This window comes from Pseudoalteromonas sp. TAB23, assembly GCF_000498075.1.
Taxonomy (GTDB): domain Bacteria; phylum Pseudomonadota; class Gammaproteobacteria; order Enterobacterales; family Alteromonadaceae; genus Pseudoalteromonas; species Pseudoalteromonas arctica.
The window spans coordinates 1-25,185 of the sequence record NZ_AUTP01000366.1 but is presented as its reverse complement, the minus strand read 5'-3'; the positions used below and the strand labels follow the sequence as shown (position 1 = coordinate 25,185).

General features: G+C 38.6%; 21 protein-coding genes, 2 tRNA genes and 2 pseudogenes. 13 read left to right on the top strand and 12 right to left on the bottom strand.

Going from position 1 to position 25,185, the window contains the following annotated elements:
• Nucleotides 1–95 precede the first annotated feature (95 nt).
• Nucleotides 96–1,421 carry an IS4 family transposase gene (locus L654_RS0124905; RefSeq protein ID WP_024607224.1) on the top strand — a complete coding sequence of 442 codons (1,326 nt, stop codon included), beginning with the start codon at nt 96–98 and terminating at the stop codon, nt 1,419–1,421.
• A gap of 46 nt (nt 1,422–1,467) precedes the next feature.
• On the opposite strand, the gene L654_RS0124900 is transcribed toward L654_RS0124905, so the two are convergent.
• Nucleotides 1,468–2,994: a fumarate hydratase gene (locus L654_RS0124900; protein ID WP_007583843.1), complete on the bottom strand. Its 1,527-nt coding sequence runs from the start codon at nt 2,992–2,994 to the stop codon at nt 1,468–1,470.
• Nucleotides 2,995–3,149: 155 nt separating this feature from the next.
• Between L654_RS0124900 and pabB the strand changes: the two genes are divergently transcribed.
• From pabB to L654_RS0124885, 3 genes are all read left to right on the top strand, one after another.
• Nucleotides 3,150–4,508, top strand: a complete 1,359-nt coding sequence (pabB, locus tag L654_RS0124895) for an aminodeoxychorismate synthase component I (RefSeq protein WP_024609364.1) — start codon at nt 3,150–3,152, stop codon at nt 4,506–4,508.
• 6 nt (nt 4,509–4,514) lie between these two features.
• Nucleotides 4,515–5,090, top strand: a complete 576-nt coding sequence (locus L654_RS0124890) for a CoA pyrophosphatase (RefSeq protein WP_024590991.1) — start codon at nt 4,515–4,517, stop codon at nt 5,088–5,090.
• 103 nt (nt 5,091–5,193) lie between these two features.
• Nucleotides 5,194–6,570, top strand: a complete 1,377-nt coding sequence (locus L654_RS0124885; protein WP_024590992.1) for an L-serine ammonia-lyase — start codon at nt 5,194–5,196, stop codon at nt 6,568–6,570.
• Nucleotides 6,571–6,647: 77 nt separating this feature from the next.
• Here L654_RS0124885 and cysB read toward each other — a convergent pair whose 3' ends face one another.
• A complete protein-coding gene (gene cysB, locus L654_RS0124880; protein ID WP_024609363.1) occupies nt 6,648–7,625 on the bottom strand; it encodes an HTH-type transcriptional regulator CysB in 978 nt (325 codons plus the stop codon).
• Between the two features lie 324 nt (nt 7,626–7,949).
• Between cysB and L654_RS01000000126840 the strand changes: the two are divergent.
• A pseudogene (locus L654_RS01000000126840) lies at nt 7,950–8,712 on the top strand (hypothetical protein).
• Between the two features lie 75 nt (nt 8,713–8,787).
• Here L654_RS01000000126840 and L654_RS0124870 read toward each other — a convergent pair.
• Complete coding sequence (locus L654_RS0124870; RefSeq protein ID WP_010555089.1) at nt 8,788–10,080, bottom strand: NCS2 family permease; 1,293 nt, start codon at nt 10,078–10,080, stop codon at nt 8,788–8,790.
• A gap of 118 nt (nt 10,081–10,198) precedes the next feature.
• Between L654_RS0124870 and L654_RS0124865 the strand changes: the two genes are divergently transcribed.
• The 3 genes from L654_RS0124865 (at nt 10,199) to L654_RS0124855 (ending at nt 11,914) form a co-directional block, all read left to right on the top strand.
• The gene (locus L654_RS0124865) at nt 10,199–10,663 is read left to right on the top strand and encodes an SEL1-like repeat protein (RefSeq protein WP_024609362.1); all 465 of its coding nucleotides are present in this window, start codon (nt 10,199–10,201) and stop codon (nt 10,661–10,663) included.
• Between the two features lie 298 nt (nt 10,664–10,961).
• Nucleotides 10,962–11,396 (top strand): SulA-like leucine-rich domain-containing protein, encoded by a 435-nt coding sequence (locus L654_RS0124860; protein WP_024609361.1) that lies wholly within the window; start codon nt 10,962–10,964, stop codon nt 11,394–11,396.
• Between the two features lie 38 nt (nt 11,397–11,434).
• Nucleotides 11,435–11,914, top strand: coding sequence for a YchJ family protein (locus tag L654_RS0124855; protein WP_024609360.1), 480 nt, complete (start codon nt 11,435–11,437; stop codon nt 11,912–11,914).
• Nucleotides 11,915–11,988: 74 nt separating this feature from the next.
• Here the strand turns inward: L654_RS0124855 and L654_RS0124850 are convergent, their stop codons facing one another.
• The 3 genes from L654_RS0124850 to L654_RS0124840 form a co-directional block, all read right to left on the bottom strand.
• Nucleotides 11,989–12,906, bottom strand: coding sequence for a diguanylate cyclase (locus L654_RS0124850; RefSeq protein ID WP_024609359.1), 918 nt, complete (start codon nt 12,904–12,906; stop codon nt 11,989–11,991).
• Between the two features lie 191 nt (nt 12,907–13,097).
• Nucleotides 13,098–13,400: a DUF6172 family protein gene (locus L654_RS0124845; protein WP_002961433.1), complete on the bottom strand. Its 303-nt coding sequence runs from the start codon at nt 13,398–13,400 to the stop codon at nt 13,098–13,100.
• Between the two features lie 179 nt (nt 13,401–13,579).
• Nucleotides 13,580–14,107, bottom strand: coding sequence for a VC2046/SO_2500 family protein (locus tag L654_RS0124840; protein WP_024609358.1), 528 nt, complete (start codon nt 14,105–14,107; stop codon nt 13,580–13,582).
• A 112-nt stretch (nt 14,108–14,219) separates the two neighbouring features.
• On the opposite strand from L654_RS0124840, the gene L654_RS0124835 reads away from it, so the two are divergent.
• Both L654_RS0124835 and L654_RS0124830 read left to right on the top strand, forming a co-directional pair.
• Nucleotides 14,220–14,304, top strand: a tRNA-Tyr gene (locus L654_RS0124835).
• 49 nt (nt 14,305–14,353) lie between these two features.
• Nucleotides 14,354–14,438 (top strand) — tRNA-Tyr (locus tag L654_RS0124830).
• Nucleotides 14,439–14,547: 109 nt separating this feature from the next.
• Here the strand turns inward: L654_RS0124830 and L654_RS0124825 are convergent.
• On the bottom strand, nt 14,548–15,219 hold the full coding sequence (locus L654_RS0124825) for a SprT family zinc-dependent metalloprotease (protein WP_225305811.1): 672 nt from the start codon (nt 15,217–15,219) through the stop codon (nt 14,548–14,550).
• Nucleotides 15,220–15,524: 305 nt separating this feature from the next.
• Here L654_RS0124825 and L654_RS0124820 point away from each other — a divergent pair, with 305 nt between their 5' ends.
• Complete coding sequence (locus L654_RS0124820; protein WP_024609356.1) at nt 15,525–18,857, top strand: MHYT domain-containing protein; 3,333 nt, start codon at nt 15,525–15,527, stop codon at nt 18,855–18,857.
• A 3-nt stretch (nt 18,858–18,860) separates the two neighbouring features.
• Nucleotides 18,861–19,853: a two-component system response regulator gene (locus tag L654_RS0124815; RefSeq protein ID WP_024609355.1), complete on the top strand. Its 993-nt coding sequence runs from the start codon at nt 18,861–18,863 to the stop codon at nt 19,851–19,853.
• On the opposite strand, the gene L654_RS0124810 is transcribed toward L654_RS0124815, so the two are convergent.
• Nucleotides 19,850–20,290, bottom strand: coding sequence for a VOC family protein (locus L654_RS0124810; protein ID WP_024590998.1), 441 nt, complete (start codon nt 20,288–20,290; stop codon nt 19,850–19,852). The genes L654_RS0124815 and L654_RS0124810 overlap by 4 nt on opposite strands.
• 1 nt (nt 20,291) lies before the next feature.
• A pseudogene (locus L654_RS01000000126835) lies at nt 20,292–20,907 on the bottom strand (HD domain-containing protein).
• Nucleotides 20,908–21,046: 139 nt separating this feature from the next.
• Here L654_RS01000000126835 and L654_RS0124800 point away from each other — a divergent pair.
• Nucleotides 21,047–22,237, top strand: coding sequence for a class I SAM-dependent methyltransferase (locus L654_RS0124800; RefSeq protein WP_007581068.1), 1,191 nt, complete (start codon nt 21,047–21,049; stop codon nt 22,235–22,237).
• 30 nt (nt 22,238–22,267) lie between these two features.
• Here the strand turns inward: L654_RS0124800 and L654_RS0124795 are convergent, their stop codons facing one another.
• From L654_RS0124795 to hrpA, 3 genes are all read right to left on the bottom strand, one after another.
• Nucleotides 22,268–22,564 carry a PilZ domain-containing protein gene (locus tag L654_RS0124795; RefSeq protein WP_007581065.1) on the bottom strand — a complete coding sequence of 99 codons (297 nt, stop codon included), beginning with the start codon at nt 22,562–22,564 and terminating at the stop codon, nt 22,268–22,270.
• Nucleotides 22,565–22,573: 9 nt separating this feature from the next.
• The gene (locus tag L654_RS0124790) at nt 22,574–22,954 is read right to left on the bottom strand and encodes a response regulator (RefSeq protein ID WP_007581064.1); all 381 of its coding nucleotides are present in this window, start codon (nt 22,952–22,954) and stop codon (nt 22,574–22,576) included.
• A 75-nt stretch (nt 22,955–23,029) separates the two neighbouring features.
• Nucleotides 23,030–25,185 (bottom strand): ATP-dependent RNA helicase HrpA (gene hrpA / locus L654_RS0124785; RefSeq protein ID WP_033028015.1); only part of this gene is annotated, 2,156 nt, incomplete at its 5' end.

Here is a 25,185-nt window from a genome sequence, read left to right as displayed (position 1 = left end):
TTAATGCCGATCAGTTAAGAAATATTTAACGATCCATTGACCGATCTTCTGGTTAGTTTATAAAGGCTTCTGAATTTATTCAGGAGCCTTTTATTTTGCAACTCACTACCGCACTTTCTCTAGCCAATAGCTACGCACCCAATTCAGAAGGCTTAGGTCAACTGAGTGATTTTTTATGCCCTGAGTTTATCAAACAATGCGCAGAAACCGCAGGTGTCGCGACGATAAGGAAAAGAAGGCTTCCTGTTGAGATGGCCGTTTGGACAGTCATTTGTATGTCGTTTTATCGTGAAGACCCACTGTGGAGTATTGTCAGTAAATTAGGGCTCGCTTTACCAGGTAAAAAAGAACTCGTTGCGCCCAGCGCGGTTGTACAGGCTAGGCAGCGGCTTGGGGCTGATGCCGTTAAACAGGTTTTTGAGCAAAGTCAGCAAATGTGGAATGCTGATGCGAACCATCCCACATGGTGCGGGCTATCACTACTGGGTGTTGATGGTGTCATTTGGCGCACACCGGATACTGCTGAAAATCAACATGCATTCTCCATGTGGAAAAATCAGTATGGTGACACGGCCTTCCCTCAGGTTCGCATGGTGTGTTTGATGGAGTTAACTAGTCATTTATTAATGGGGAGCGCCTTTGATAGTTGTCGTACAAGTGAAATGGTGTTGGCTGAAGACTTAATCGAGGCAACACCCGATAACTCACTGACGTTATTTGATAGAGGCTTCTATTCTCTAGGCTTACTCAATCGTTGGCATCATGCTGGGGTAAATAGGCATTGGCTTCAACCGATGAGAAAAGGCACGCAATATGAAATTGTTCGCTCTCTAGGTCGTCAAGACAAACTCATCAAGCTAAAAGCAACAGCACAAGCGAGAAAAAAGTTCGACGATTTACCAGAGAGCATTGAAGTTAGGCTAGTCACAAAAACGGTTAAGGGGAAAGAGGTGAATATACTCACTTCATTAACAGACCCAATGCGTTTCCCTAAGGCTGAAATTGTTGACCTCTATAGTGATCGGTGGGAAATTGAACTTGGTTATCGAGAAATGAAACAAACCTTACTGAATAGTCACTTTACGCTACGCAGCAAGAAACCTGAGATGATAGCGCAAGAATTATGGGGCGTAATGTTGAGCTATAACTTGCTCCGATACCAGATGGTGAAAATGGCGCAGAAAAAATCTGGAATATATGCAAAACACCTGAGTTTTACGACGTGTGCTATTAGTATTATTAACCTTATTCATACAATGTTTATAGAAAATGCAGGACGGATACCTAAATCAATAGAGCAATTACAAGCTCAAGTTGAACATCACATATTGCCGATAAAACGGGAGCGGGCGTATCCGAGGTGTGTGAAACCAAAACCCAGTAAATACCCCAATAAAAAAAGCCAGTCAGCTGTTAACTGACTGGCATTAATCTTCACGGTAGCTTTTTAAAAATACAAAACGTACGTTATTTTAGCTTGCTATCAAGCTCTTCTATTTTAGCTTTCCAGATTGCAGGGCCTTGTGTATGCGCATTGGCGCCTTCACTGTCTACTGCAACGGTCACTGGCATATCTTCTACTTCAAATTCATAAATAGCTTCCATACCTAAATCTTCAAAAGCAACTACGCGTGCTTTTTTAATCGCTTTAGATACTAAGTAAGCTGCGCCGCCTACAGCCATCAAATAAACAGATTTATGCTCTTTAATAGACTCAACCGTTGCAGGGCCACGTTCAGCTTTACCAATCATGCCTACAATGCCTGTTTTTTCTAGCATCATATCGGTGAATTTATCCATGCGAGTAGCTGTTGTAGGGCCTGCAGGACCAACTGCTTCATCGCGTACCGCGTCTACTGGTCCAACGTAATAAATAAATTTATTATCAAAGTCTACGCCTTTTGGTAAACCTTCACCTGAATTGATCATATCTTGCAGACGTTTATGCGCTGCATCACGACCTGTTAAAATAGTGCCCGAAAGTAAAACAGTTTCACCCATTTTCCATTCTTGAACATCTTTTTTAGTCAGTGTATTTAAGTCAACACGACGTGTGCCTTCGCCCACTTCAAATGTTACTTGTGGCCAATCTTCTAGCTTAGGTGCTTTTAAATTAGCAGGGCCAGAACCGTCAAGTGTAAAATGTACATGGCGAGTTGCCGCACAGTTAGGGATCATTACTACAGGTTTTGAAGCTGCATGCGTTGGTGCTGTTTTAATTTTAACATCAACAACCGTTGTTAAACCGCCTAAGCCTTGTGCGCCAATACCTAATTTATTAGCACGGTCAAAAATTTCTAAACGCAGTTTTTCTTCAGTCGTTTCTGCGCCGCGTTCCATTAGTTCATGGATATCAACCGGATCCATTAACGACTCTTTAGCCATTACTGCCGCTTTTTCAGCCGTACCACCAATACCTATACCTAGCATGCCTGGCGGACACCAACCAGCACCCATTGTTGGTAGTGTTTTTTCTACCCATTCAGCAACATCATCTGACGGGTTTAACATAACCATTTTACTTTTGTTTTCAGAGCCGCCGCCTTTAGCCGCAACCATTACTTCTACTTTACCACCAGCCACTAAATCAATATGCACAACCGAAGGCGTATTATCTTTCGTGTTTTTACGCGTGCCAGCAGGGTCTGCAACAATAGATGCACGTAAAGGGTTATCTGGATTCAAATATGCACGACGAGTACCTTCATCAACCATTTGTTGAACGGTTAAATCTGTTTTATCCCACTTAACATCCATACCTACTTTAACAAAACAGGTAATAATACCGGTATCTTGGCAAAGTGGACGCTTGCCTTCAGCCGACATGCGTGAGTTAATTAAAATTTGTGCAATGGCGTCTTTAGCCGCTTTACTTTGTTCTTTGTTGTAAGCTTTTTCGAGAGCTTGAACAAAATCAAGTGGGTGATAGAACGAAATATATTGCAATGCATCTTCAATGCTATCAATAAAGTCTTGCTGACAAATTGTACTCATAGTGGTTCCTTAAGTTACCGTTACGCGTTGTCGCGTAATCTAAATCAAACCGGTGACGGTGGTTTGCACTGTTTTTTACAGCTTAGTGCTGCCAAAAAATTTGACTTATGATACCCTCCCAGCCCGTTTCGAGCCAGTTCTTAAAGGGGCAGTAAATGCTAAACAATAAAAAAAATTGTATTAAATTAGGCATAACACAAAACTGCATTGACGTTTTTGCGCATTTTTCACATTTGCCTTATGCAATTCTATTAGATTCTGCAAATAGTAATCATATAAACAGCCGTTTTGATATTATTGCCATTGAGCCGCAAAGTACCCTTGAAGTAAAAAATAATAAAAGCTTTTTAAATAATATGGAAAGTAGTGATAACTGCTTTGAAATTATGAATAATGAGCTTTCGCATCTTGATAAAACAAAAGCCGATTACGATTTACCCTTTAACGGCGGCTGGCTTGGCTACTTTGGCTACGACCTAGGCCGTACAATTGAAAACATCCCCACTCGTGCTATCGAAGATATTAATCTTCCCCAAATGGCTATTGGCCTTTACTTAGATGCCCTTATTTACGACAAGCAGCAACAAAGCTGGTTTTATGTATCGCAGCCAAACACCGATCGATTAGCGCTTTATGAGCAATACTTAAATACACACGCTAACTCCCAAGTTAATACGCAGTCCTTTGCCCTAAACAGCGACTGGCAATCAAATATGAGCGAAACGGAATACGCTGCAAAGTTTGCCCAAATTGAGGAGTATTTAAAAAGTGGCGATTGTTACCAAATTAATTTAGCGCAGCGCTTTAACGCTCAGTTTGAAGGCTCCCCTTGGGCAGCTTATATTAAACTGCGTGAGGCAAATAAAGCGCCGTTTTCAAGCTTTATAAATCACCCTCAAGGAGCTATTTTATCAATTTCTCCTGAGCGCTTTATATCTGTAAACAATAACGTTGTAGAAACCAAGCCTATTAAAGGAACACTGCCGAGAAAAGCAAATGCACTAGAGGATCAACAACAAGCGAAAATACTCGCAGCATCAGCTAAAGATCGCGCTGAAAATGTAATGATTGTTGATTTACTACGTAACGACTTAGGCAAAGTAGCAAAACCTGGCAGCGTTCACGTCCCTTCGCTTTTTGCTATTGAAAGCTTTCCGGCAGTGCATCATTTAGTAAGCACGGTCACCTCAGAACTTGATGAAGGTAAAACAGCGGTCGATCAGCTAAAAGCGGCTTTTCCGGGTGGCTCAATCACCGGTGCGCCAAAAATTAGAGCGATGGAAATAATTGAAGAATTAGAACCGCATCGCCGCAGCATTTATTGTGGTTCAATTGGTTATTTAAGTGCATGTGGAAATATGGATACGAGTATCACTATTCGCACATTGGTGTGCCACAAAGCGCAAATTTACTGCTGGGCAGGTGGCGGAATAGTCGCTGATTCTAAAGTCGAATTGGAATATCAAGAAACTTACGATAAAGTAAATAAAATCCTCCCTTTATTAAAACAGTAGGTCGCTTTGAATAGTGAACACATTATGGCGCGGTTTCTGTTAAGCCCTACAGCTGCGCCAAATCAGTTAAAAGACACACGTAAAAAACGCGCTAGCGCTGTTATGCTGCCAATTATTGATATAGATAACCATGCACATATTTTACTGTGTAAACGCCCTACTTATTTACACCATCACCCTGGGGAGATTTGTTTGCCCGGAGGCAAGTTTGAAGTAAGCGACATTACCCTTCGCACCACAGCACTTCGCGAACTAAAAGAAGAGCTAAATATTGCCCAAAGCAACGTTAATGTATTAGGTCACTTACCTGAGTATTCAACCTTAACGGGTTTTAGTATTAGCCCCTATGTGGGTTTACTCAAAAAAAACACCACCTGGGAAAATGACTATAATGAAGTACAAGCGAGCTTTTTGCTCTCTGTTACTGAATTAAATAACGAAGCTAACTGGCAACCCTTACCTTTTCAACGATTTGGGAAAACGGTTATTTTGCAAGGTTTTAAAACGCCGCATGGTTTACTTTGGGGTGCGACTGCAAGCATTATAAAAAACTTTACAAAACAACTCGCCTTACCAGTTTAAATCTTCGTTATTAGTAGTTACACAATCACAATTCCACGTTATCATGCTCGACCGTTCAAAGAGCAGCTTCGTGCTGATAAAACAAAGTAGAGACACACACATTATGATCAGTGCATTTGATATGTTTAGCATTGGTATTGGCCCTTCGTCATCACACACCGTTGGCCCAATGCGCGCATCACGCTTATTTGTTAATGACCTACAAGAACAACAATTATTAGCAAATGTTACCGATATTAAAGTAGAGCTTTATGGCTCTCTTGGTCAAACAGGTGTTGGCCATGGCTCGGGTAAAGCCGTAATTCTTGGTTTAGCCGGTTACGATCCTGAAACAATTGATGCCGATTTAGTCGACGACATTTTAGCGACCATTGAAAAAGATCAGGTTATTTATTTAAACAAAACACATAAAGCCAAATTCCCAAAACAAGGTGCTATTGTTTTTCATCGTCGTAAAACACTGCCTAAGCATTCTAATGCAATGGAAATTATCGCCTCAAACAACGGCGAAAAAATTTACAGCAAAGTATATTACTCTATTGGCGGTGGCTTCATTGTTACCGACGAAGAGTTTGAAAACGAAAAACAGGCGGCCCTCGATATTAGAGAAGAAAATCCAGCCCCCTTCCCATTTGGTAGCGCAAAAGAACTACTAGAGATGTGTAAAGAGTCTGGGTTTAGTGTTTCTACCTTGATGATGAAAAACGAAAAAACACTGCGCACTGAAGACGAAGTAAAAGACACATTGTTCCATATTTGGAAAGTAATGATGGCTTGTATTGACCGTGGTATGCGCACCGAAGGTATTTTACCTGGCGGCTTAAAAGTAAAACGCCGTGCGCCAAGCTTATACTTAAAACTAAATATAGAGGTCAGTAACGACCCGCTTCGTGCAATGGACTGGGTTGATTTATTTGCCCTTGCCGTAAACGAAGAAAACGCTGCAGGTGGCCGTGTAGTTACCGCACCAACTAATGGTGCTGCGGGTATTTTACCGGCTGTGCTTATGTACTATCACACATTTGTGAAAGAAGTAGACCGCGATATAGCCACGCGTTATTTATTAACCGCTGCTGCTATTGGTATTTTATATAAAAAGAATGCCTCTATATCGGGTGCCGAAGTAGGTTGCCAAGGTGAAGTCGGCGTTGCGTGCTCTATGGCTGCAGGCGCATTAACAGAAATTGTTGGTGGCAATGTTGTGCAAGTAGAAAACGCAGCAGAAATTGGTATGGAACATAATTTAGGCCTAACGTGCGACCCTGTTGGTGGCTTAGTACAAGTACCGTGTATTGAACGTAATGCAATGGGCGCTATTAAAGCAATTAACGCTTCACGTTTAGCTATACGTGGCAGTGGCGAGCAAAAGGTATCACTTGATAAAGTGATTAAAACCATGCTTGAAACTGGTAACGATATGAAAACCAAATACAAAGAAACCGCTCGCGGTGGACTAGCAGTTAATATTATCGAATGTTAATCAGCTCGCTATAAAAAGAAAAAGCCGCCTATTTTTAAAATAGGCGGCTTTTTTATTATTCGTTTAATGTAGTGACATTATTTAACGGGTAACTCTATATCTGCAAATAACTTATCTACGTCATCTTGGTTACGTAATAAGCTTGCTCGCTCCACGCGCTCTTTAGTTAAGTGCGGTGCAAAACGTTCGATAAAATCATACATATAAGTACGTAAAAAGCTGCCCTTTCTAAAACCAATTTTGGTCGTGCTAGCTTCAAATAAGTGGCTTGCATCAATACACACTAAATCGGTATCGCTCACTTGATCTATCGCCATTGAAGCAACAACACCAACTCCTAAACCCAGTCGTACGTATGTTTTTATAACATCAGCATCGGTTGCGGTAAATACAATGTGTGGTTCAAGCCCGTGTGCGCTAAACGCTTTATCTAACTCTGAGCGGCCCGTAAAACCAAATACATATGTAATGAGTGGATATTGAGCAATATCAGCAACGGTTAAATTATTTGCCTTTTTAGCCAACGGATGGTCTTTAGCGACAACAATACTGCGATTCCAATGGTAGCAAGGCAGCATAACTAAATCTGAATACAAATGCAGTGCTTCTGTTGCAATAGCAAAATCGGCATCACCGCGTGCTGCAGCATCCGATATTTGCTGTGGAGTACCTTGGTGCATATGAAGCGATACCGCAGGGTATTTTTTCATAAACCCTTGAATTACGTTAGGCAAAGCATAACGAGCTTGGGTATGTGTTGTAGCAATATTTAACTTACCTTGATCAGGTAGCGTATGCTCATTAGCAACGGCTTTAATACCTTCTACTTTAGAGAGTATTTCACGAGAAATATTAATAATATCTTCGCCGGCACCGGTTACATGCGTTAAATGCTTACCACTGCGACCAAAAATTTGCACACCCAACTCATCTTCTAACATGCGTACTTGTTTAGAAATTCCTGGCTGCGAGGTAAATAAACTCTCAGCAGTCGCTGAAACATTTAATTTATGATTTTGTACTTCTACGATGTATCTGAGTTGTTGTAATTTCATGGCTGCAAATTTTAACGTTATTATTCATATTATTTATAAAGGCAATACCGCTTAAAACCAAGTGTTATTTACGTAAAATAGCACTTTAGGTCTTTAGGTGTGCAATTATCTGATTAGAGCTCAAGGCTAGCATAATAAATATGCTTCAGGTAGCGATGATTATTCAGCTTTAGTTTATAAGCCCTTAGGCTTACTGCAGTTTATAAAGAGCTCAACCTATCAATTTTTTGGTATATTTTTTAAGTTAATCGGCGCAAAGCTACCCTGTTAACGTATATTTAATGTAAGATTAAATAATTAGGTTATATATCCGAGAATTACACCATGATCGTTTCTATTATAATAGTGCTTATAGTTGCATTGATTGTGATTGCACTTTGGGTAAGTGCTGTACAACAACACAAAGAAAAACAAGAGGCAGAACGCCGTAAAGAGCTTACAAAACAAAAAGCTATAATAGAAGAAACAGAAGAGGCACTAATGAATAGTGCTAACATCCCCCTTTCTGAAAATCTAATTCGTACATTACAGCGCCGTATTTACGAAGCCTTAAATACAATGGTTACTAACTCGCAAACATCTAAAGCACTTAAAAGCCGCTTAAGTGAAGCAAAAACGCACTTATCTAATCCAGTTCAAGATAATAGCAATGAAGCTTTAACGCTACCGAGTAATGACAAACAACTTGTAGGCCTAATTCAAGGCATTAAAAAATTACGCTCAATTTTACGCTCTGAACACAGCAAAGGTCGTATTGATAGCCAAGTTTTTGTTTTAGAAGATAAACGTCTCGAAAAACTACAACTGCGTATTAATATTGAAAGCCAAATAAAACGTGGCTTGTCTGCCCGCNCGCTCAGCCAGTATGGTTGGCTCAGCAAGACAGTATTTTGAAAAAGCGCAGGCAACACTCAGCGCAGTTACCTACTCTGATGAATATGTAACAACAAAACGGCTAGAAGTTGAGGGTTACTTAGAGGCAATTAGTGTTGAACTGAGAGCTTCTAATGCAAGCGCACTTAAAAAGAAAACAGAAGAAGAGCAAGACGACTTAGATATACTGTTTGCTCCTAAAAAGAAATGGTAGTGCTTTTATAAAAGCATTAAAAAAGCCTGCACAAATTAAAATTTGTGCAGGCTTTTTTGTATTTTTTGTTAGCTATTAAGACAAAAATGCAAACTTGAAAACAAACAAGGCTGTTAATATCCAAACACTAATACTGACTTGATCTTGCTTACCACACAATACTTTAACCGCTGTATAAGATATAAAACCAAGTGCAATACCGTGCGCAATCGAAAACGTTAATGGTGTCATTAGTAGTACCACAGTAACAGGAATTGCATCGGTCATATCATCCCAGTTTACAAACTTTAAATTTTGCAGCATCAGAACAGCGACATATAAAATAGCGCCTGCCGTAGCATAAGCCGGTACCATTTGTGCAAGCGGTGCAAAAAACATCATTAGTAAAAAGCAAATACCTACAACTACAGCCGTTAAACCAGTTCGTCCGCCAACAGATACGCCAGCAACCGATTCTATATACGATGTAGTCGTAGACGTACCTAGCATCGCACCTGCAATTGTTGCTGAGCTGTCAGCACTTAATGCGCGTCCTAAACGAGGCATGTTACCTTTTTCATCAGCTAAACCTGCTTTTTGAGTTACCGCAACTAATGTACCCGAAGTATCAAAAAGATCGACAAACAAGAAAGCAAAAATAACACTCATCATTGATATATCAAAAGCGGCTGCAAAATCTAGCTGCATAAAAGTAGGCATTATTGATGGTGGCATAGCCATAACACCGTGATATTCAACAAGCCCCAAACTTAAAGCAATGCCAGTCACTAATAAGATACTAATAAGCACGCCACTTTTAAAATCGCGGTATAAAAGCGCTGCAATTACAAAAAAGCTTAATATAGCCAGTAACGGTCCTGGAGAAGTAATGTCGCCCAACTGCACTAATGTTGCCGGGCTTGAGACAATAATGCCTGCATTTTTAAGGGCAATTAATGCTAAAAAAGCACCTATACCCGTTGCGATTGCTCGCTTGAGCACCAGAGGTATGGCATTAATAATCCACTCTCTGACTTTAAATAAGCTTAAAAACAAAAATATACAACCCGACATAAATACAGCCCCTAACGCGGCTTGCCAGGTATACCCCATTCCTAATACGACACCATACGTAAAAAAGGCATTTAGCCCCATACCAGGCGCTAATGCTAATGGATAATTAGCCCATAAACCCATTATAAAACAGCCTATCGCAGCTGCTATACATGTCGCTACAAATGCAGCCCCTTGATCCATCCCAGCCTCTGCAAGCATAGCCGGGTTTACAAATACAATGTATACCATAGTTATAAAGGTAGTTAGGCCAGCAACGCATTCGCGTTTAACTGTTGAATTATTTTCGCTCAGTTTAAATAAGGCTTCGAACATAATAAACTTGTGATAGTAAAAAGTGGCGAGATTTTAACATAAAAATTATCTTTTACAGGACATTTTACCTTGCTATATACTAAACTGTTAGAGTAGTTAAAATAATAAATGAACCAATATGCTTAAAACAACACCTTGTGAGCAAGACTTAGAGCAACAGCTAGATAATATTTTAGGTTTTGTTACTCAACCCGAAAATACCTCTGTGCCCGTTGATAATAAAAAAGATGGGCAAAGTACGTTAAATAAAGCCCTATATTATTTAAAAAATAATCAAGCTCCATTGGCTGCAAAATGGATGCGACTTGCTGCAATGGCGGGAAACCATAGAGCACAGTTTTATTTAGGTTTATTTTTTGTGAAAGGTGAAGGCGTGCCACAAAGTGTATTTCATGCTGTAGCTTGGTTAAGCTTAGCAAGTAGCCAAGGGTACGCCCCTGCCACTGCAGCGGTTACAGATATACGCAAACATATCGAAACTAAGCGATTTAAAGATGCTCAATGTTATGCGGCAAGTTTGTACGAACAAATCCACCAACTCCAGTTTTCTCATATGATCCCTCGCACGAGTGAAAACACATAAGCTAGCTATGGCAGAAGTACTGTATGCAGTGTTAAAAAATACTGTATATGGTTATAAAGATAATCCTATACAGTATGAAACCCCAAAATGAAGACACTACTCAAAAATTTATTTTTAGAATACCTCCTCAAAAATAATTCCATAACAAGCTGATTAATAAAGAATTATAAATTCAAAAAATAAAAACAATGATCAAAAGCTGAATAACTGTACAAATAAATAGCATAAAAGGCTTGCACGAAAGCACTGTATAAACTACTGTATATGAATACTGTATAAAAACCCAGTGAGTGAAATTATGTTACAGCCTATTACCGTAAGAACAGTTAAAAGTTACCAACAAGACGAGCAAAGCGATTGCGTAAATTTAATTCAAATTGAAGATGAAATTTCAGCGACCTTTGAGCTTTTAAAAGTATTACACCAATACAATAGCTCTAATGCATGGACGTTACTAATTGCTCCAGATCATGTACCTAGCAAAGCTTTACTTGACTCATGCTCTATTGATACAAGTAAATTACTTGTTATTAGACAAAAGCACCTAGTAAATTTAGAGTATGTATTAAATTCTGCATTACATAACGGAAACTTTGCAGCGGTAATTACCTGGACCGATATAGTTAATAACCAACTACTTACGAATTTATCGTTCGATTTAAGTAAAACGAATACAAAACTATACTGTTTTACTAAAAAGTCTCAAACAACAGAGATACCACTCGCCCAATAAGCTTGTTAAACTAATGTTTTAGACTTTGTATTATTATTATGACTTCACTCAATATCACATTATGTTTTTGCAGCAGTGGGCACAATTATGCCGATTGCTGCGAGCCACTTCACTTATCTGTTAAGCAAGCTGACTCTCCTGAACAACTTATGCGCTCACGATTCAGCGCTTATGTTATTAAAAATGCAGAATATGTTTATCAAACCTACGCAAAAGAAAAACAAGCTGAAAATTCGGTTAAAGAAATCAATGATTTTGCTAACAGCTGTCGATTTATAAATCTTGATGTAATTGGGTCAAGCCATGATGACGATACTGGGACTGTAGAATTTAAAGCCCAATATTTTTATCAAAACTTATTTTGTGAGCTTCACGAAAAATCGCAGTTTATTAAAGAAAACACTCAATGGCGTTATTTAGATGGCACTATATATCCTGTTGAAGATATTAAAGTGGGCAGAAATGATGACTGCCCATGTGGTAGCAATAAAAAGTACAAAAAATGTCATAGCGTGTAATAAATAATCTTATTTGATATTTATCACCTACAAGGTGTTTTTAAGTGGCAAAGTGATTTATTAGCTAGCTAAACTTAAAAACACACTTGGTTACGACCTTGCATTTTAGACTCATACATTTTTTCATCTGCGATCTGCAAGGTGTTTTTGTTATTTACGTACGGTTGTAGGGTTGCACCGCCAATACTAATAGTCACAAAGTCATATTCTGAATATCTGTGTAATATTCCTAAATCGACCACATTTTGTTTAATTTTATCAGCAACACAAATTGCACCTTCAGTGCTTGTATGCGGTAGAACAACTACAAACTCTTCGCCGCCGTAACGCGCAACAAAATCGGTTGGCCTTTGCAAACTATTAGTAATAGTTTGTGCAACAAGGTTTAAAACCGTATCGCCTTGCACATGACCATAAAGATCGTTGTATTGCTTAAAGTAATCTATATCGATGAGTAATAGTGCATAGTCGACTTTTTCTCGTAAGGCGCTTCGTTCCATTTTAGAAAAATGCGCATCAAAATAACGACGATTGAATACCTTTGTTAAATCATCTAGAAATACTTTTTGATTGAGTAAGTCATGTTGTAATTTTAACGTTATATGCGCACGAACTCTTCTAAATAATGTTTCTTTTTTAATCGGCTTTTTAATGAAATCGACAGCTCCGGCTTCCCAGCACTCTTCTTCTTCGTTTTCAAAGGATGTAACAAAAATAACTGGGATATCCTGTGTTTCAGTATTATTTTTTAATTTTAAACATGTATCAATACCACTCATTCCACCCATATTAATATCGAGTAGGACTATATCGGGTACATTTACATTACAAATTTCAATTGCTTCTTCACCACTTCCAGCTGTTGTCACATTAAAATGCTCAGATAATATTTTTTTCAATACGATTAAGCTTAATAACTGATCGTCAACTATAAGTACTTTAGAATTCTTTAAACTTAATTTCAATTGATGGTCAGAGTAATTTATTGGCATAGAAAAATGTTTTGTTTTTTAATTAAAAACAGCCTATAGCATCACATTTTGTTATGCAAATGTTAATAAAAAAGAATTCTACTTATTAGTTACTAATAAAAATGATTTATGGTGAATCTTTATTGCATAAAAACAAAAAATGAGCCACTTGGGCTCATTTTATAACTTTGAATACTTAATTTAGTTAAGTATTATTCGTCATCATCTAAATCTAACTGTTGACGTTGAGCAGGTCGAGCTAAAATCTCTACATAGAAAGAGGTCAAACCTTGCTTTTCAATTTCGCCAATTTGGTTACTTAATTCAGCAACGTGCACAACTTGCGCATCTTCAGCTGTGTTACCAAACTTACAGTCAAATGCCCAATAGTCAGCATCTTCAGGTAGCGTTTTATTACGCTCTCTTTTCAAATATTTTTTCACTTCGTGCTTTGCAGCATCAACCATACGAGGGTATTTGATTTTCTCGTGATTTAGCGTGAATGTTTTCTTCATTACGTTCCTAATTACCTTGGTTTAATGATAATGGCATTTCATGTCATACCATTTGACGCCATTATAGCAATTGCATTTAATTTTTGGATGCTTTTTTTTCATTAAATCAATTATTAGCAAATATATAAAGCAGACCCGTTATAAAGCATATATTAACTGGTGATTATTACAATCATATATCACACCGCAATGAGCTGAAGTGGTTGATGTAATGCATCATTATTAAGGCTGTCGTAAAAAGCAGCTGCATCTATTGGGGGATTAGCTAGTTGGGTTTGTTCGCTTTTAATTCTTCTTCTGACGGCAAGCTCACAGTTATCTATTATATTAAGTGGAATATGCTTATCATCATTTCTAATCGCAAGTGGTTCAGGGCTTAAGCATTGTCTTAACTTAATACTTGTCATACCACAGTGCTCTCCTTCTTGAGATATTAATGATGCATTAAATTGTCCAACCAACATATTATATTCATCAGGGGCTAAAAGTTGCTTTGGACCTGCGCCAAATTGCTTTCTTAACGCCTCTTCTTCTATAACTAAATTATCTGTTTCAGTTTTTGGTAAATGAAATTGACTAAAGTCGAGTGCGTCATGTGACAGCATCGCTAATAATAGTGCAAATTCGCCACGGCGATTTTCATGCACACTATTATTGAGTCTACTGTTTAACTGACTCTCTGTGATTAACAAATCATCTATTTGCATAGTCTTTAGCCGATTGTGGTAACTGATAGATATTTATCGGCTTTATTTCAATTTTCTTTAGCTTTTTTCTTTACTTAAATACGCAATTTGCTATTATCAGCGCCGTTGCATTGGAGGGGTTCCCGAGCGGCCAAAGGGATCAGACTGTAAATCTGACGGCTCAGCCTTCGCTGGTTCGAATCCAGCTCCCTCCACCACTTTTCTTACCGCTAAGTTAAGTGGGGCCAAATGCAATAAAATTAGTGTGGAGGGGTTCCCGAGCGGCCAAAGGGATCAGACTGTAAATCTGACGGCTCAGCCTTCGCTGGTTCGAATCCAGCTCCCTCCACCACTTCTCTACTATTCCTATATTCCTATATTCCTATATTCCTATATTCCTATATTCCTATATTCCTATATTCCTATATTCCTATATTCCTATATTCCTATATTCAGTAACATCAAAACACCCACTGTAAACTCATACCATTTTGTTTTAACCAATTAGATGATGTTTTGTAATCGGGGAAAAACGCCTCTACTCGCTGCCAAAAAGCTTTGCTATGATTTAAATACTTTAAATGGGCAAGCTCATGAACAATCACATAATCTATAGCGTGGTAAGGAGCACCTATAAGATGTAAATTAAAAGTGAGTTCTCGCTTGCTATTACAACTCCCCCACTTTCGTTTATAAACACCTATTTTTAAATCATTTGGCAACTCTTCACCCATTTGAGTACAGAAATACGCTAAACGCATCTCTATGTATGCAATAAGCTGCTCTTTTAAATAAGTCTCTAATAGCTGTCGATACTTTTGATTAGTGTTTTTAACTCGAGGAGATATTGTAATAAGTAAGTGGTCATCATACGGGGTTACTTTGGAATCTTGGCCTGAGTCCAGTTTCAAATAAATAGTTTCTGAAAAAACACTTATTTTTTTAGATTCAACAGGGTACTGCTTAGTGTCCTCAATTAAAAATTGTTTTTTTAATTGTTCTGCAACCCACTCTTGTTTGTCAAATAACCAAGTATCAATGTGTTTTTTTGCGACAAAATGTGGCGCATACACAGTTACCTTTTGACTATGCACTTTTATTGCGACTGTTTTGCGTCTAGTACTCTTTTTCAATTGATATTCAAACACGACCTAAACTCTAAATATTGCATCCGTTTATATAATCCATATTACCATCAATTTTAAACTCTTAAGCATAAAGTCGCACTTAACTCCTAATCCGCTTTATTATAATAAGCTATAGATTGAGCCGTCTATTTTATTTGAATTGAAAGTTAAAACATTTTATTTACTTCAATAACAAAACAATAAATAAACTTGCTTAAAATTCGTCACTTTATAGCGCGATTAGAAATAACGGTTCATTTATTAGTAAATTAGATTAAACTTGTAAAATAAAGATTATATTTCGAGCCGTTATGCTATCAGCTTTCTTCATTACAGACCAAGATCCAAGCCTAATACTTAATGGGGTATACGACCCTCTTCTAGTCTCAATGTCTGTATTAATAGCCATTTTTGCTGCTTTTTTTACTACTAAGCTCATTGATTTAGCAAAAGAGACTAAATTCCCTCGTTATCAACGTTTAGCAAATATAACCGCAGCAACTGTATTTTCTTCTGGTATTTGGAGTATGCACTTTATAGGTATGTTAGCTTTTTCGCTATGTACTAATATAAGCTACGATCCAACAATCACACTACTCTCTTTTCTTCCTGCTTTATTAGCATGTCAGTATGCGGTATCAATACTTGTAAACAGTGATGGAAACTTTAGAGTGCTCAGCATTTGCTCCATCTTACTAGGGGCTGGTATTGGTACAATGCATTACAGCGGTATGGCTTCAATGGAGCTTTCCCCAATGTTGCGCTATGACCCACTGACCTTTGGCCTTTCAATTTTAGTTGCCGTCGCTCTTTCGTTTATAGCGTTATATAGCCGCTTTAATCTTGAAAAATTTTTTCCAAAACTATCATACCTACAAAATAGAGCCATCAGCGCTATAATATTAGGCTTTGCTGTTGCTGCTATGCATTATATGGGCATGGCATCTACACGCTTTGTTGCAACATCTCCTCTTTTATATGACGACGCAAATGCTTCTGCTGGGCTCACTTTTGTAGCCATCGCGGTTGCAACTGCAACGATTGCCATTACAAGCGTAGTAGCGGTACTTAATGGCATGGTCAGATATAAAATGTTACTTGAAGAAAAGTCAGCCGACGAGTCTCGCTTAAACGCAATTTTAGGCACAGCCATTGATGGAATCGTAACGATTGATCACACCGGCATTATTTTGAGCTTTAACGAATCAGCCAGTAAAATTTTTGGCTGGCACGAAAATGAAGTACAAAATCATAATATTAAAATGCTAATGGATGATGCTATCGCGATGCATCACGATAGCTACCTTTCTAAAGCTAAAAATATTGATTTAGGTAAAGTAATCGGTGTTAACCGTGAAATTTTTGCAAAGCATAAAAATGGCCACTTATTCCCGATTCGTTTGGGGATTGGAGAAGTTAATCAGCCAGGGCAAAATCCTCTATACGTAGGCTTCATAACAGACTTATCAGAGCAACGAGCTTTACAAAAAAGCCTAGAGGAAAAAGAACAAAAATACCGCTCTTTAATGGATAACATGCCAGGTGTGGCTTTTAGGTGTAAATTTGATGATAACTGGACCATGCTTTTTATCAGCCCGAGCATCAACGAGTTAACGGGTTATAACCCTAATGAATTTACTGAACATTGCATTGAATTTAACGATCTAGTTTTAAAATCAGACCAGCAACCTATTGTAGATGCCGTCACAAAAGCCGTAGAAGAAAAACGTCAGTATTCAATCGAATACAGAATTCGCCACAGAAGCGGTAAAATCTTATGGCTTTTAGATAAAGGCAGCATCGACTTTGATACCCAAGGCCAAGCAAAGTGGATTGATGGTGTTTTGGTTGATATTACAGAACGCAAAGAATATGAAGAAAAACTAGAGCAAGCTAAATTTAAAGCTGAAGAAGCTGCTTATGCAAAGCAATCTTTTATGGCTAATATGAGCCATGAAATACGCACCCCAATGAATTCTATAATAGGTTTCAGCGATCTATTAATGGATACCCCACTTGATCAAGAACAACAAAAACATTTAGTGACCGTAAATAATGCAGCGCGTTCATTACTTAGATTATTAAATGAAATTCTCGATTCCGCAAAACTAGAGCGCGGTAAGCTCACTATTGAGCCAATACACTTTAGTTTAAAGCCAGTAATAGACAGTATTATTTCTACTTTTTGGTTAGAAGCTAAAAAGAAAGATTTAGAACTTAAACTTCATATTAAAGAATCAGTAAGTGCTACTTATTACGGTGACCCAGATCGACTCAGGCAAGTACTTACTAATTTAATTGGTAATGCTATTAAGTTTACCGAAAAAGGCTCTGTTACCGTAACTGTTGCTATAACACAAAATCAGCATCTGTTTTTTGAAGTGCAAGATACCGGTATTGGTATTGCAAAAGATCGTATTCAAGCAGTGTTTCAACCTTTCGAACAAGCCGATGGTACTACTACTCGCCGCTTTGGTGGTACAGGTCTTGGTACTACCATAAGCAAACAACTTGTAGAGCTTATGGGCGGAACAATAAACTTAGTAAGTGAACTAGGTAAAGGCACCTGCTTTTACTTTTCATTGCCGCTTACTTTAGGTGACGAAACTAAAATAGATCATTTTGATGGTCTACACACCCAACTGCCTGCACTTAGGGTGTTAGTAGTTGACGATATAGAGCAAAATACAGAACTACTTTCTTTACTCCTGTCACGCGATCAGCATGCAGTTACCAAGGCATCTAACGGACTTGAAGCGATTAAAGTATTTGAAGAACAAGACTTTGATGTCATTTTAATGGATATACATATGCCATTGTGTGATGGCATAGAGGCAACACAAAAAATAAGAGCAATAGAAAATCAAAGACAAATTAAATACACGCCAATTATCGCGCTCACAGCCAGTGTATTACAACAAGATAAGCTTACGGCCAAAAAAGCAGGCATGAATGGCTTTGCAAATAAACCCGTCGATATAAATCAGCTAAACCAAGAAATAGCACAAGTGCTTGGTCTTGGTATTGAAAAAGAAATGGTTATATCGCAAAGCGATCCTAAAGCGCAGCATATAGATTTTGAAAAAGGGTTAGCCCTTTGGGGTTCTAAGTGTAAACAACTTACAGAGATTACTAAATTTATTAGTGACAGTAATAAACGGTTCGAAACATTATTCAGTGATAAATTATCAAACATAAAAGATGTCGATAGCACCATTCACACACTTAAAGGTGTTGCTGGTAACTTAGGCCTAATAACATTAATGAAGTTATTAACCGATTTAGAGCAAAAACAAAGTGACGCTAAAGTTATTAGTACTTTAGACGATATAAAAAACGAGCTACTTGTCATCTCACAATTGCTATCATCTAATACTTGCGATAAGCCAAGTAGTAAGCCTGAAGATAATAGTTCTGACACGCTATCAATTGATGAAATTAAGTCACTGTGTAAGACGCTTAATCAAGATGCACAAAACGCAGAGCTAAATGATGAGCTATTAGCAAAGCTGCAACGCGGCGCACCTTCAATCTATAAAAATGATGTTGATGCTATAGCCGAGGCCTTTGATGAATTTGATTTTGATAAAGCACACGTAATACTAGAAACCTTACTTGAAAAACTAACAAACAATGAGTATTAATTAATGGATTTTACAACAGATAGGCCACGAGTATTAATTGTTGACGATGAGCCTGCAAATCTAAAAGTAATGCGCGAAGTGTTAGGTAATCAATATCGTATGTCGTTTGCTAAATCGGGTGATGCCGCATTGGCACTACTTGAAAAAGAACTACCAAAGCTAATCTTGCTCGACATAATGATGCCAGATATGAATGGTTTTGAAGTATGTCAAATAGTTAAAGGTAACCCTAAAACATCACACATCCCAATTATTTTTGTAACTGCACTTGGTGATGAAAGCGATGAATATAAAGGTTTTGAGTTAGGCGCCGTAGATTATATTACTAAGCCAATAAGCCCTGCTATTGTAAGAGCTAGAGTTAAAACTCACTTATCGCTAGTGCAAGCTGAGCAATTAAAACAAGCACATGTAGATTTAGTACAACGTCTAGGCCGTGCTGCTGAATATAAAGATACTGACACTGGCGAACATATAGTGCGTATGAGCCAATACAGCAAAGTATTAGCATTAGCGCTAGGTATGGATGAGCAAAGTGCAGAGCTTTTACGCCAAGCCGCCCCAATGCACGATGTTGGGAAAATAGGTATCCCTGATGCTATCTTACTCAAGCCAGGAAAGTTAACTTTTGAAGAGTTTGAGCATATGAAGAAACACGCCATAATTGGTGCACAAATATTAGCAAATTCTTCATCGCCATTATTACAACTCGCTCATAAACTTGCTATTGAACACCACGAAAAATGGGATGGTTCAGGCTATCCTAACGGGATCAAAGGCGAAGAAATATCAATTGAAGGTAGAATTGTTGCCGTTGCTGACGTTTTTGATGCTCTGACTTCAAAACGCCCTTATAAAGAGGCATGGAGTGTAGAGAAAACAGTTTTACATATGCAAGAGCAAGCAGGAGCTCATTTTGATCCCGCTCTAATCGAACTATTTGTGAAAAAATTAGACGATATTCTTGCTATAAAAAATTCAAATCAAGAAAGCTAATTCTTTTTAGCGCTGTGAGAGCCAAGCTCAACATTTGGATAGTAAGACTTTATATAACGATAGTCATGTGAGGTAATTTCATGGCTATTACCGCTTTCATCTTTAAAGTACATAGAAAACGTTACACCATGATCCGCTAGCACTGCTTTTATGTTTAAACCCTCAAGATGATTACGCCATTGAATAAATTGATCCCCTGAGGCCAAAAATGCAATCCCTTTACTACGCCCCTCACCTTCAAAAAGTGCTAAACGAGTTGTTGAACTAGTATCTTCAAGTGTTAAAGGGCCGCGTCCGTCCTCATCCCAAAAGGCAAGCTCGGGTACTACACTAAAACCTAAAACACGCTCATACCACTTAACGGCATCAACCAAGTTATCAACATTTAAATGGCAATGATCAATCCCAGATAATTTAGGTATGCTTGTATTATTCACGTTACTCACCTATTTCTGACTTTAATTGCTCTAAAAAGTCATGCATATACCTTGTACGCCTGTTCGCTTCTGCTTTAGCAGATGGCGTATTCATACTATCGGCAATATGTAATAACTTTATAAAAAAGTGATCAAGCGTGTATGTTTTATCATCAGCCTCGCGTTCAACACAAAAAGGGTCTTCTGGATTGTACAATAGCCGAGAAATTGATCCGCCTACTTTCATGCAGCGACTCACCCCAATAGCGCCCAATGCATCCATTCTGTCAGCATCTTGTACTATTTGCGCCTCAACTGTTTTAATTTTTATATTTGCGCTGAAGCTATGCGCCGCAATTGCATGATGAATCTCATCAAAAAGTGACTCGTCATAATTAATAGATTTTAAAAATTCCAATGCCTTATCGGCTGNCCGCCACACAGTCGTGCATCCACGCAGCAGGTAATACTACTGACATGTTTGCCTGCTCCGCATCACATAGCTGTATTGCAACGCGCACCACGCGTTCTATATGGGTAATATCGTGAGCTACATCAGCATGCACTAAAGAGGTTATAAATTCTCTACATTGTGAATTAAGTATTTTTAAATCGGGGCTTAAAATGGCGTCAGGCACTATTAGGTTCCAAAAGCTAATGAATCGATAAATTATCCGTACTTTACCGTGCTTTATGCCCACCTTGCAAAACATTCATTGTATGTTGCTCGCTGCTTGACTAAAATACAGCGCTTATTTATTACTACTGAGAAGCCTTATGTCATCTGCCGTTTACCTACAAGCTGGTCGCGATAAATCATTAAAAAGAAAACACCCTTGGTTATTTTCAAAAGCCATCAAAAAAATTAAAGGTAAACCTGGATTAGGCGACACAGTAACGATTCACGATAGCGAAGGTAAGTTTTTAGCAACTGCTGCTTACAGCCCTCACTCACAAATTCGCGCACGTGTTTGGAGCTTTGACGAAAAAGAAGTAATCGACCAAAACTTTTTTGAACGCCGTTTACGCCGCTCATTAGAAGCACGTAGCCAAGTAATAGAAGAAGGCGGATTAACAGGATTTCGATTGTGTGCTGCTGAATCTGATTACTTACCAGGCGTTACAATCGATAAGTTTGATAATGTATTAGTGTGTCAGCTACTAAGTGCGGGTGCCGAGCGTCATAAAGGCGAGATTGTTGGCGCGTTGATGTCTATTTTCCCAGGCTCTAGCATATACGAGCGCTCAGACGTAGAAGTACGCACTAAAGAAGGCTTAGAGCCAATAAAAGGCGCTCTTTGGGGTAACGAACCAACACAGCCGGTACTTATTGAGGAAAACGGTTTTAAAATTGAAGTCGATATAATTGATGGACATAAAACGGGCTTTTATTTAGACCAGCGCGATAGCCGCGCCGCACTTGAGCGTTTTTCAAAGGGTAAAACGGTACTTAACTGTTTTAGTTATACAGGTACATTTTCGTTGTACGCCCTACGTGGTGGATGTGAGCATGTAACTAACGTAGACGTATCTCAACCCGCTTTAGATACAGCAAAACGTAATGTTGAGCATAATAACTTAGATTTAAATAAAGTAAGTTTTGTTAAGCAGGATGTATTTAAGTTGCTACGCCAATACCGCGACGAAGGTAGACAGTTTGATACCATCGTAATGGACCCACCAAAGTTTGCTGATAATAAAGCGCAGCTAACCGGTGCGTGTCGTGGTTATAAAGATATCAACATGATTGCTATGCAAATACTAAAGCCAGGTGGAACATTACTAACATTCTCATGCTCTGGTTTAATGGAACAAAACTTATTTCAAAAAGTAGTCGCCGATGCAGCACTTGATGCAGGTAAAGACCTACTTATAATGGAGCGATTAAACCAGGCAGCTGATCACCCAATTGCTGGCAGCTACCCTGAAGGCTTTTACTTAAAAGGCTTAATCTGTAAGGTTTTTTAATATCTACTATTGAGTTTAACTGGATTCAAGTTAGTTAAACTGAATGATTTCAAGACCTGCTGTTACCGTGCCATCATCTTCTTTGCTGGCACGTATTACTTTTGCTGTTGCATTTAAAGGCGCAATACTTGGGTGAGTCGAATCAATGTTCACCGTCAGTAATGTATTAGGTTCAAGTAATTCATCTAAATGAATTGATAAACCTGTTGCACTTAAATCTACGCACTCTGCGGCAAAACTTAAACCCGCTATTGGTTCTATCGTTGTTAAATTTGCAGGTGTATTGATCTGCATGCGTCTAAAATTTCGCTTATCATCAGTAAACATACGTTACCTCTAAAAAACCGTGTTAATTTCTTCCAACAAAGCACCCACTGAAAATGGCTTTACAACATATGCGTTACAACCAGCGTCAAACCCTGCTTGTTTTTCAGATGGAGACTCTAGGCCCGATACCATAACAACAGGAATATTTTTTGTTTCAGGTGTGTGTTTTAGCATTCGGCATGTATCATAACCATCAAGACCAGGCATACAAACATCAAGCAAAATTATATCTGGCGGACTCGCAATTGCCGATGCAAGACAGCTTTGTCCTGAATCTGCATAACTAACATCAAATTTCGACGCGAGTGCTGCTTTGAGCATTTCAAAATTAAAATACTCGTCGTCTACCACTAAAAGTCGCTTTGTTTTATGTTCAATCGATGAGGACATAACTATGTCACTTCCTTTTCAAAACAAAAATAAATCCTCCTATTAAGGTACTAAGCTTAATAGAAAATGCAAGTTTTATTCTATCTCTTTTATCGCATTAAGTACTCGCTTAGCCGAAATTGGGTAAGGAGTTCCAAGCGTTTGAGCAAATAGCGACACTCTAAGCTCTTGTTGCATCCAAAAAATAGCGGTTACTTCTTGTGGAATAGGCAAGCCTTTAGGCGTTTTATTAACTACTTTTTTGTACTCTTGAGCAACTTTATCCAGCTCTAGTACGCATAACCTATCACGATTTGGATCCACAGGCAGCTTTTCTAAACGTTTTTGAATCGCTTTTAAATAACGAATTAAATCCGTTATTTTATCTGCGCCATGCGCGCTCACAAAACCTTTAAATATAAGTGACTCAAGCTGTGATTTTATATCGCCATGCGCGGTTATCATGGTTAAATCAACGCGCCCTTTCATTTTTTTATGCAGTGCGTGCGCAATACTTAATACTTGCTCAACTTGCGTTGCAATCGACACAACGGCATCACCGAGCTCACCTCGTATTTGCTCTTTTACCGTTTCAAATGCTTTTTCATCGCGTATATCGCCGTGTTTCACTAATAAGCTATCAACACCTGCGGCGATACAGTCATCAATTAAATCAGCGATTTTACCAAATGGGTTAAAGTACAAACCCAGCTTGGCCTTATTCGGTAAGTTTTGTTGTAAGTACTTAATTGGCGACGGCACATTTAACAGTACTAAACGGCGCAAACCTTGTTGATGTGCTTGCTGCGCTTTTGCTTCACTATCAAAAAGCTCCACTGCAGCGGCTGATTTTTTATCCACCAGCGCAGGGTATGCTTTTATTTCGTATTGGCCTTGTTTTTTAACATATGACGCTGGCAGTTCACCAAAGTCCCATTGTGTTAGGTCTGATTTTTCAATGCCTTTATCGGCTACTTTAGACAGTGTCTCGGTTACTTCACCTTGTAGCTCTGCTTTAAGTTTGGCTAAATCAAGTCCACGAGCAAGTAACTTATCGTGTTCATCACGTACTTCAAACTGCAATCGTAAATGCGGTGCAAGCGCGGTTAAATCCCACGCTTCTGCATCAACTCTCACACCTGTCATTCTTAATAAACGCGTAGCTAAAGCATCAATTAAGCTACCTTGCATTGGCTCAATAGCTGCAAGTACTGCATCTGCGTAATTTGGTGCTGGCACAAAATTACGGCGAAGCGATTTAGGCAATGACTTTATAAGCCCACTTATTAGCTCATGTCTAAATGCAGGTATATGCCAGTCAAAACCACTCTCTTGTACTTGATTCAACAGTGCTACCGGTATTTGCACCGCAACACCATCAACCGCTTGTCCTGGGTCAAAATGATAAGCAAGCGGTAATATAATATTGTCTTGCTGCCATGTGTCAGGGTAGTCAAACTCAGTGATATTACTTGCACCATGCTGCATTAGCTCTTCACGGGTCATGTGTAAGTAATGTTTATTTTGTTGTTTTTGTGTTTTATACCATTTTAAAAATGCAGCGCGGTTATTAATTTCTTTGGGTATTTTTTTATCGTAAAACTCAAATAACGTTTGCTCATCAACTAAAATATCACGACGACGAGACTTATTTTCCAGTACTTGAATATCCTCAATAAGCTCACTGTTAAACGCTAAAAAGCCCTCGTTTAAGCCCAGCTCTTGCTCAACTAATGCAGTGCGCACAAAAAGCTCTCGACTCACTTTAGGGTCTATGTTGCTATAAACACAGCGGCGTTTATTTACGACAAGTAAGCCGTACAAAGTTTGCTGCTCAAACGCGATTACCGCACCTGGTTTTTTCTCCCAGTGTGGCTCTGTGTAACTACGTTTTACTAAATGCTGCGCTAATGGTTCTACCCAGTTAATGTCTATTTTTGCATTTGTGCGGGCATATAATTTACTGGTTTCTACCAGCTCCGCTGACATGATCCATTTAGGGCTCTTTTTAAATAAACCTGAACCCGGAAAAATATGAAACTGACTATTACGTGCACCTTTGTATATTTGCTTCTCATCTTTAAAGCCAATGTGGCTCAGCATTCCACTTAGTAACGCTTTGTGAACAAGTTCGCCATCAGCCGCTTGGCTGGTTGCTTTCATGCCCATTTCGTTACACACAGTACTTATTTGATAAACAATATCTTGCCACTCACGCAGGCGCATATAGGCTAGGAAATCTTTTTGACACA

Excerpts from the sequence above, each read along its gene's own strand:
- L654_RS0124900 (WP_007583843.1), bottom strand. The coding sequence starts at position 2,994 with ATGAGTACAATTTGTCAGCAAGACTTTATTGATAGCATTGAAGATGCA.
- pabB (WP_024609364.1), top strand. The coding sequence starts at position 3,150 with ATGCTAAACAATAAAAAAAATTGTATTAAATTAGGCATAACACAAAAC.
- L654_RS0124885 (WP_024590992.1), top strand. The coding sequence starts at position 5,194 with ATGATCAGTGCATTTGATATGTTTAGCATTGGTATTGGCCCTTCGTCA.
- cysB (WP_024609363.1), bottom strand. The coding sequence starts at position 7,625 with ATGAAATTACAACAACTCAGATACATCGTAGAAGTACAAAATCATAAA.
- L654_RS0124870 (WP_010555089.1), bottom strand. The coding sequence starts at position 10,080 with ATGTTCGAAGCCTTATTTAAACTGAGCGAAAATAATTCAACAGTTAAA.
- L654_RS0124865 (WP_024609362.1), top strand. The coding sequence starts at position 10,199 with ATGCTTAAAACAACACCTTGTGAGCAAGACTTAGAGCAACAGCTAGAT.
- L654_RS0124860 (WP_024609361.1), top strand. The coding sequence starts at position 10,962 with ATGTTACAGCCTATTACCGTAAGAACAGTTAAAAGTTACCAACAAGAC.
- L654_RS0124855 (WP_024609360.1), top strand. The coding sequence starts at position 11,435 with ATGACTTCACTCAATATCACATTATGTTTTTGCAGCAGTGGGCACAAT.
- L654_RS0124850 (WP_024609359.1), bottom strand. The coding sequence starts at position 12,906 with ATGCCAATAAATTACTCTGACCATCAATTGAAATTAAGTTTAAAGAAT.
- L654_RS0124845 (WP_002961433.1), bottom strand. The coding sequence starts at position 13,400 with ATGAAGAAAACATTCACGCTAAATCACGAGAAAATCAAATACCCTCGT.
- L654_RS0124840 (WP_024609358.1), bottom strand. The coding sequence starts at position 14,107 with ATGCAAATAGATGATTTGTTAATCACAGAGAGTCAGTTAAACAGTAGA.
- L654_RS0124820 (WP_024609356.1), top strand. The coding sequence starts at position 15,525 with ATGCTATCAGCTTTCTTCATTACAGACCAAGATCCAAGCCTAATACTT.
- L654_RS0124815 (WP_024609355.1), top strand. The coding sequence starts at position 18,861 with ATGGATTTTACAACAGATAGGCCACGAGTATTAATTGTTGACGATGAG.
- L654_RS0124800 (WP_007581068.1), top strand. The coding sequence starts at position 21,047 with ATGTCATCTGCCGTTTACCTACAAGCTGGTCGCGATAAATCATTAAAA.
- L654_RS0124795 (WP_007581065.1), bottom strand. The coding sequence starts at position 22,564 with ATGTTTACTGATGATAAGCGAAATTTTAGACGCATGCAGATCAATACA.
- L654_RS0124790 (WP_007581064.1), bottom strand. The coding sequence starts at position 22,954 with ATGTCCTCATCGATTGAACATAAAACAAAGCGACTTTTAGTGGTAGAC.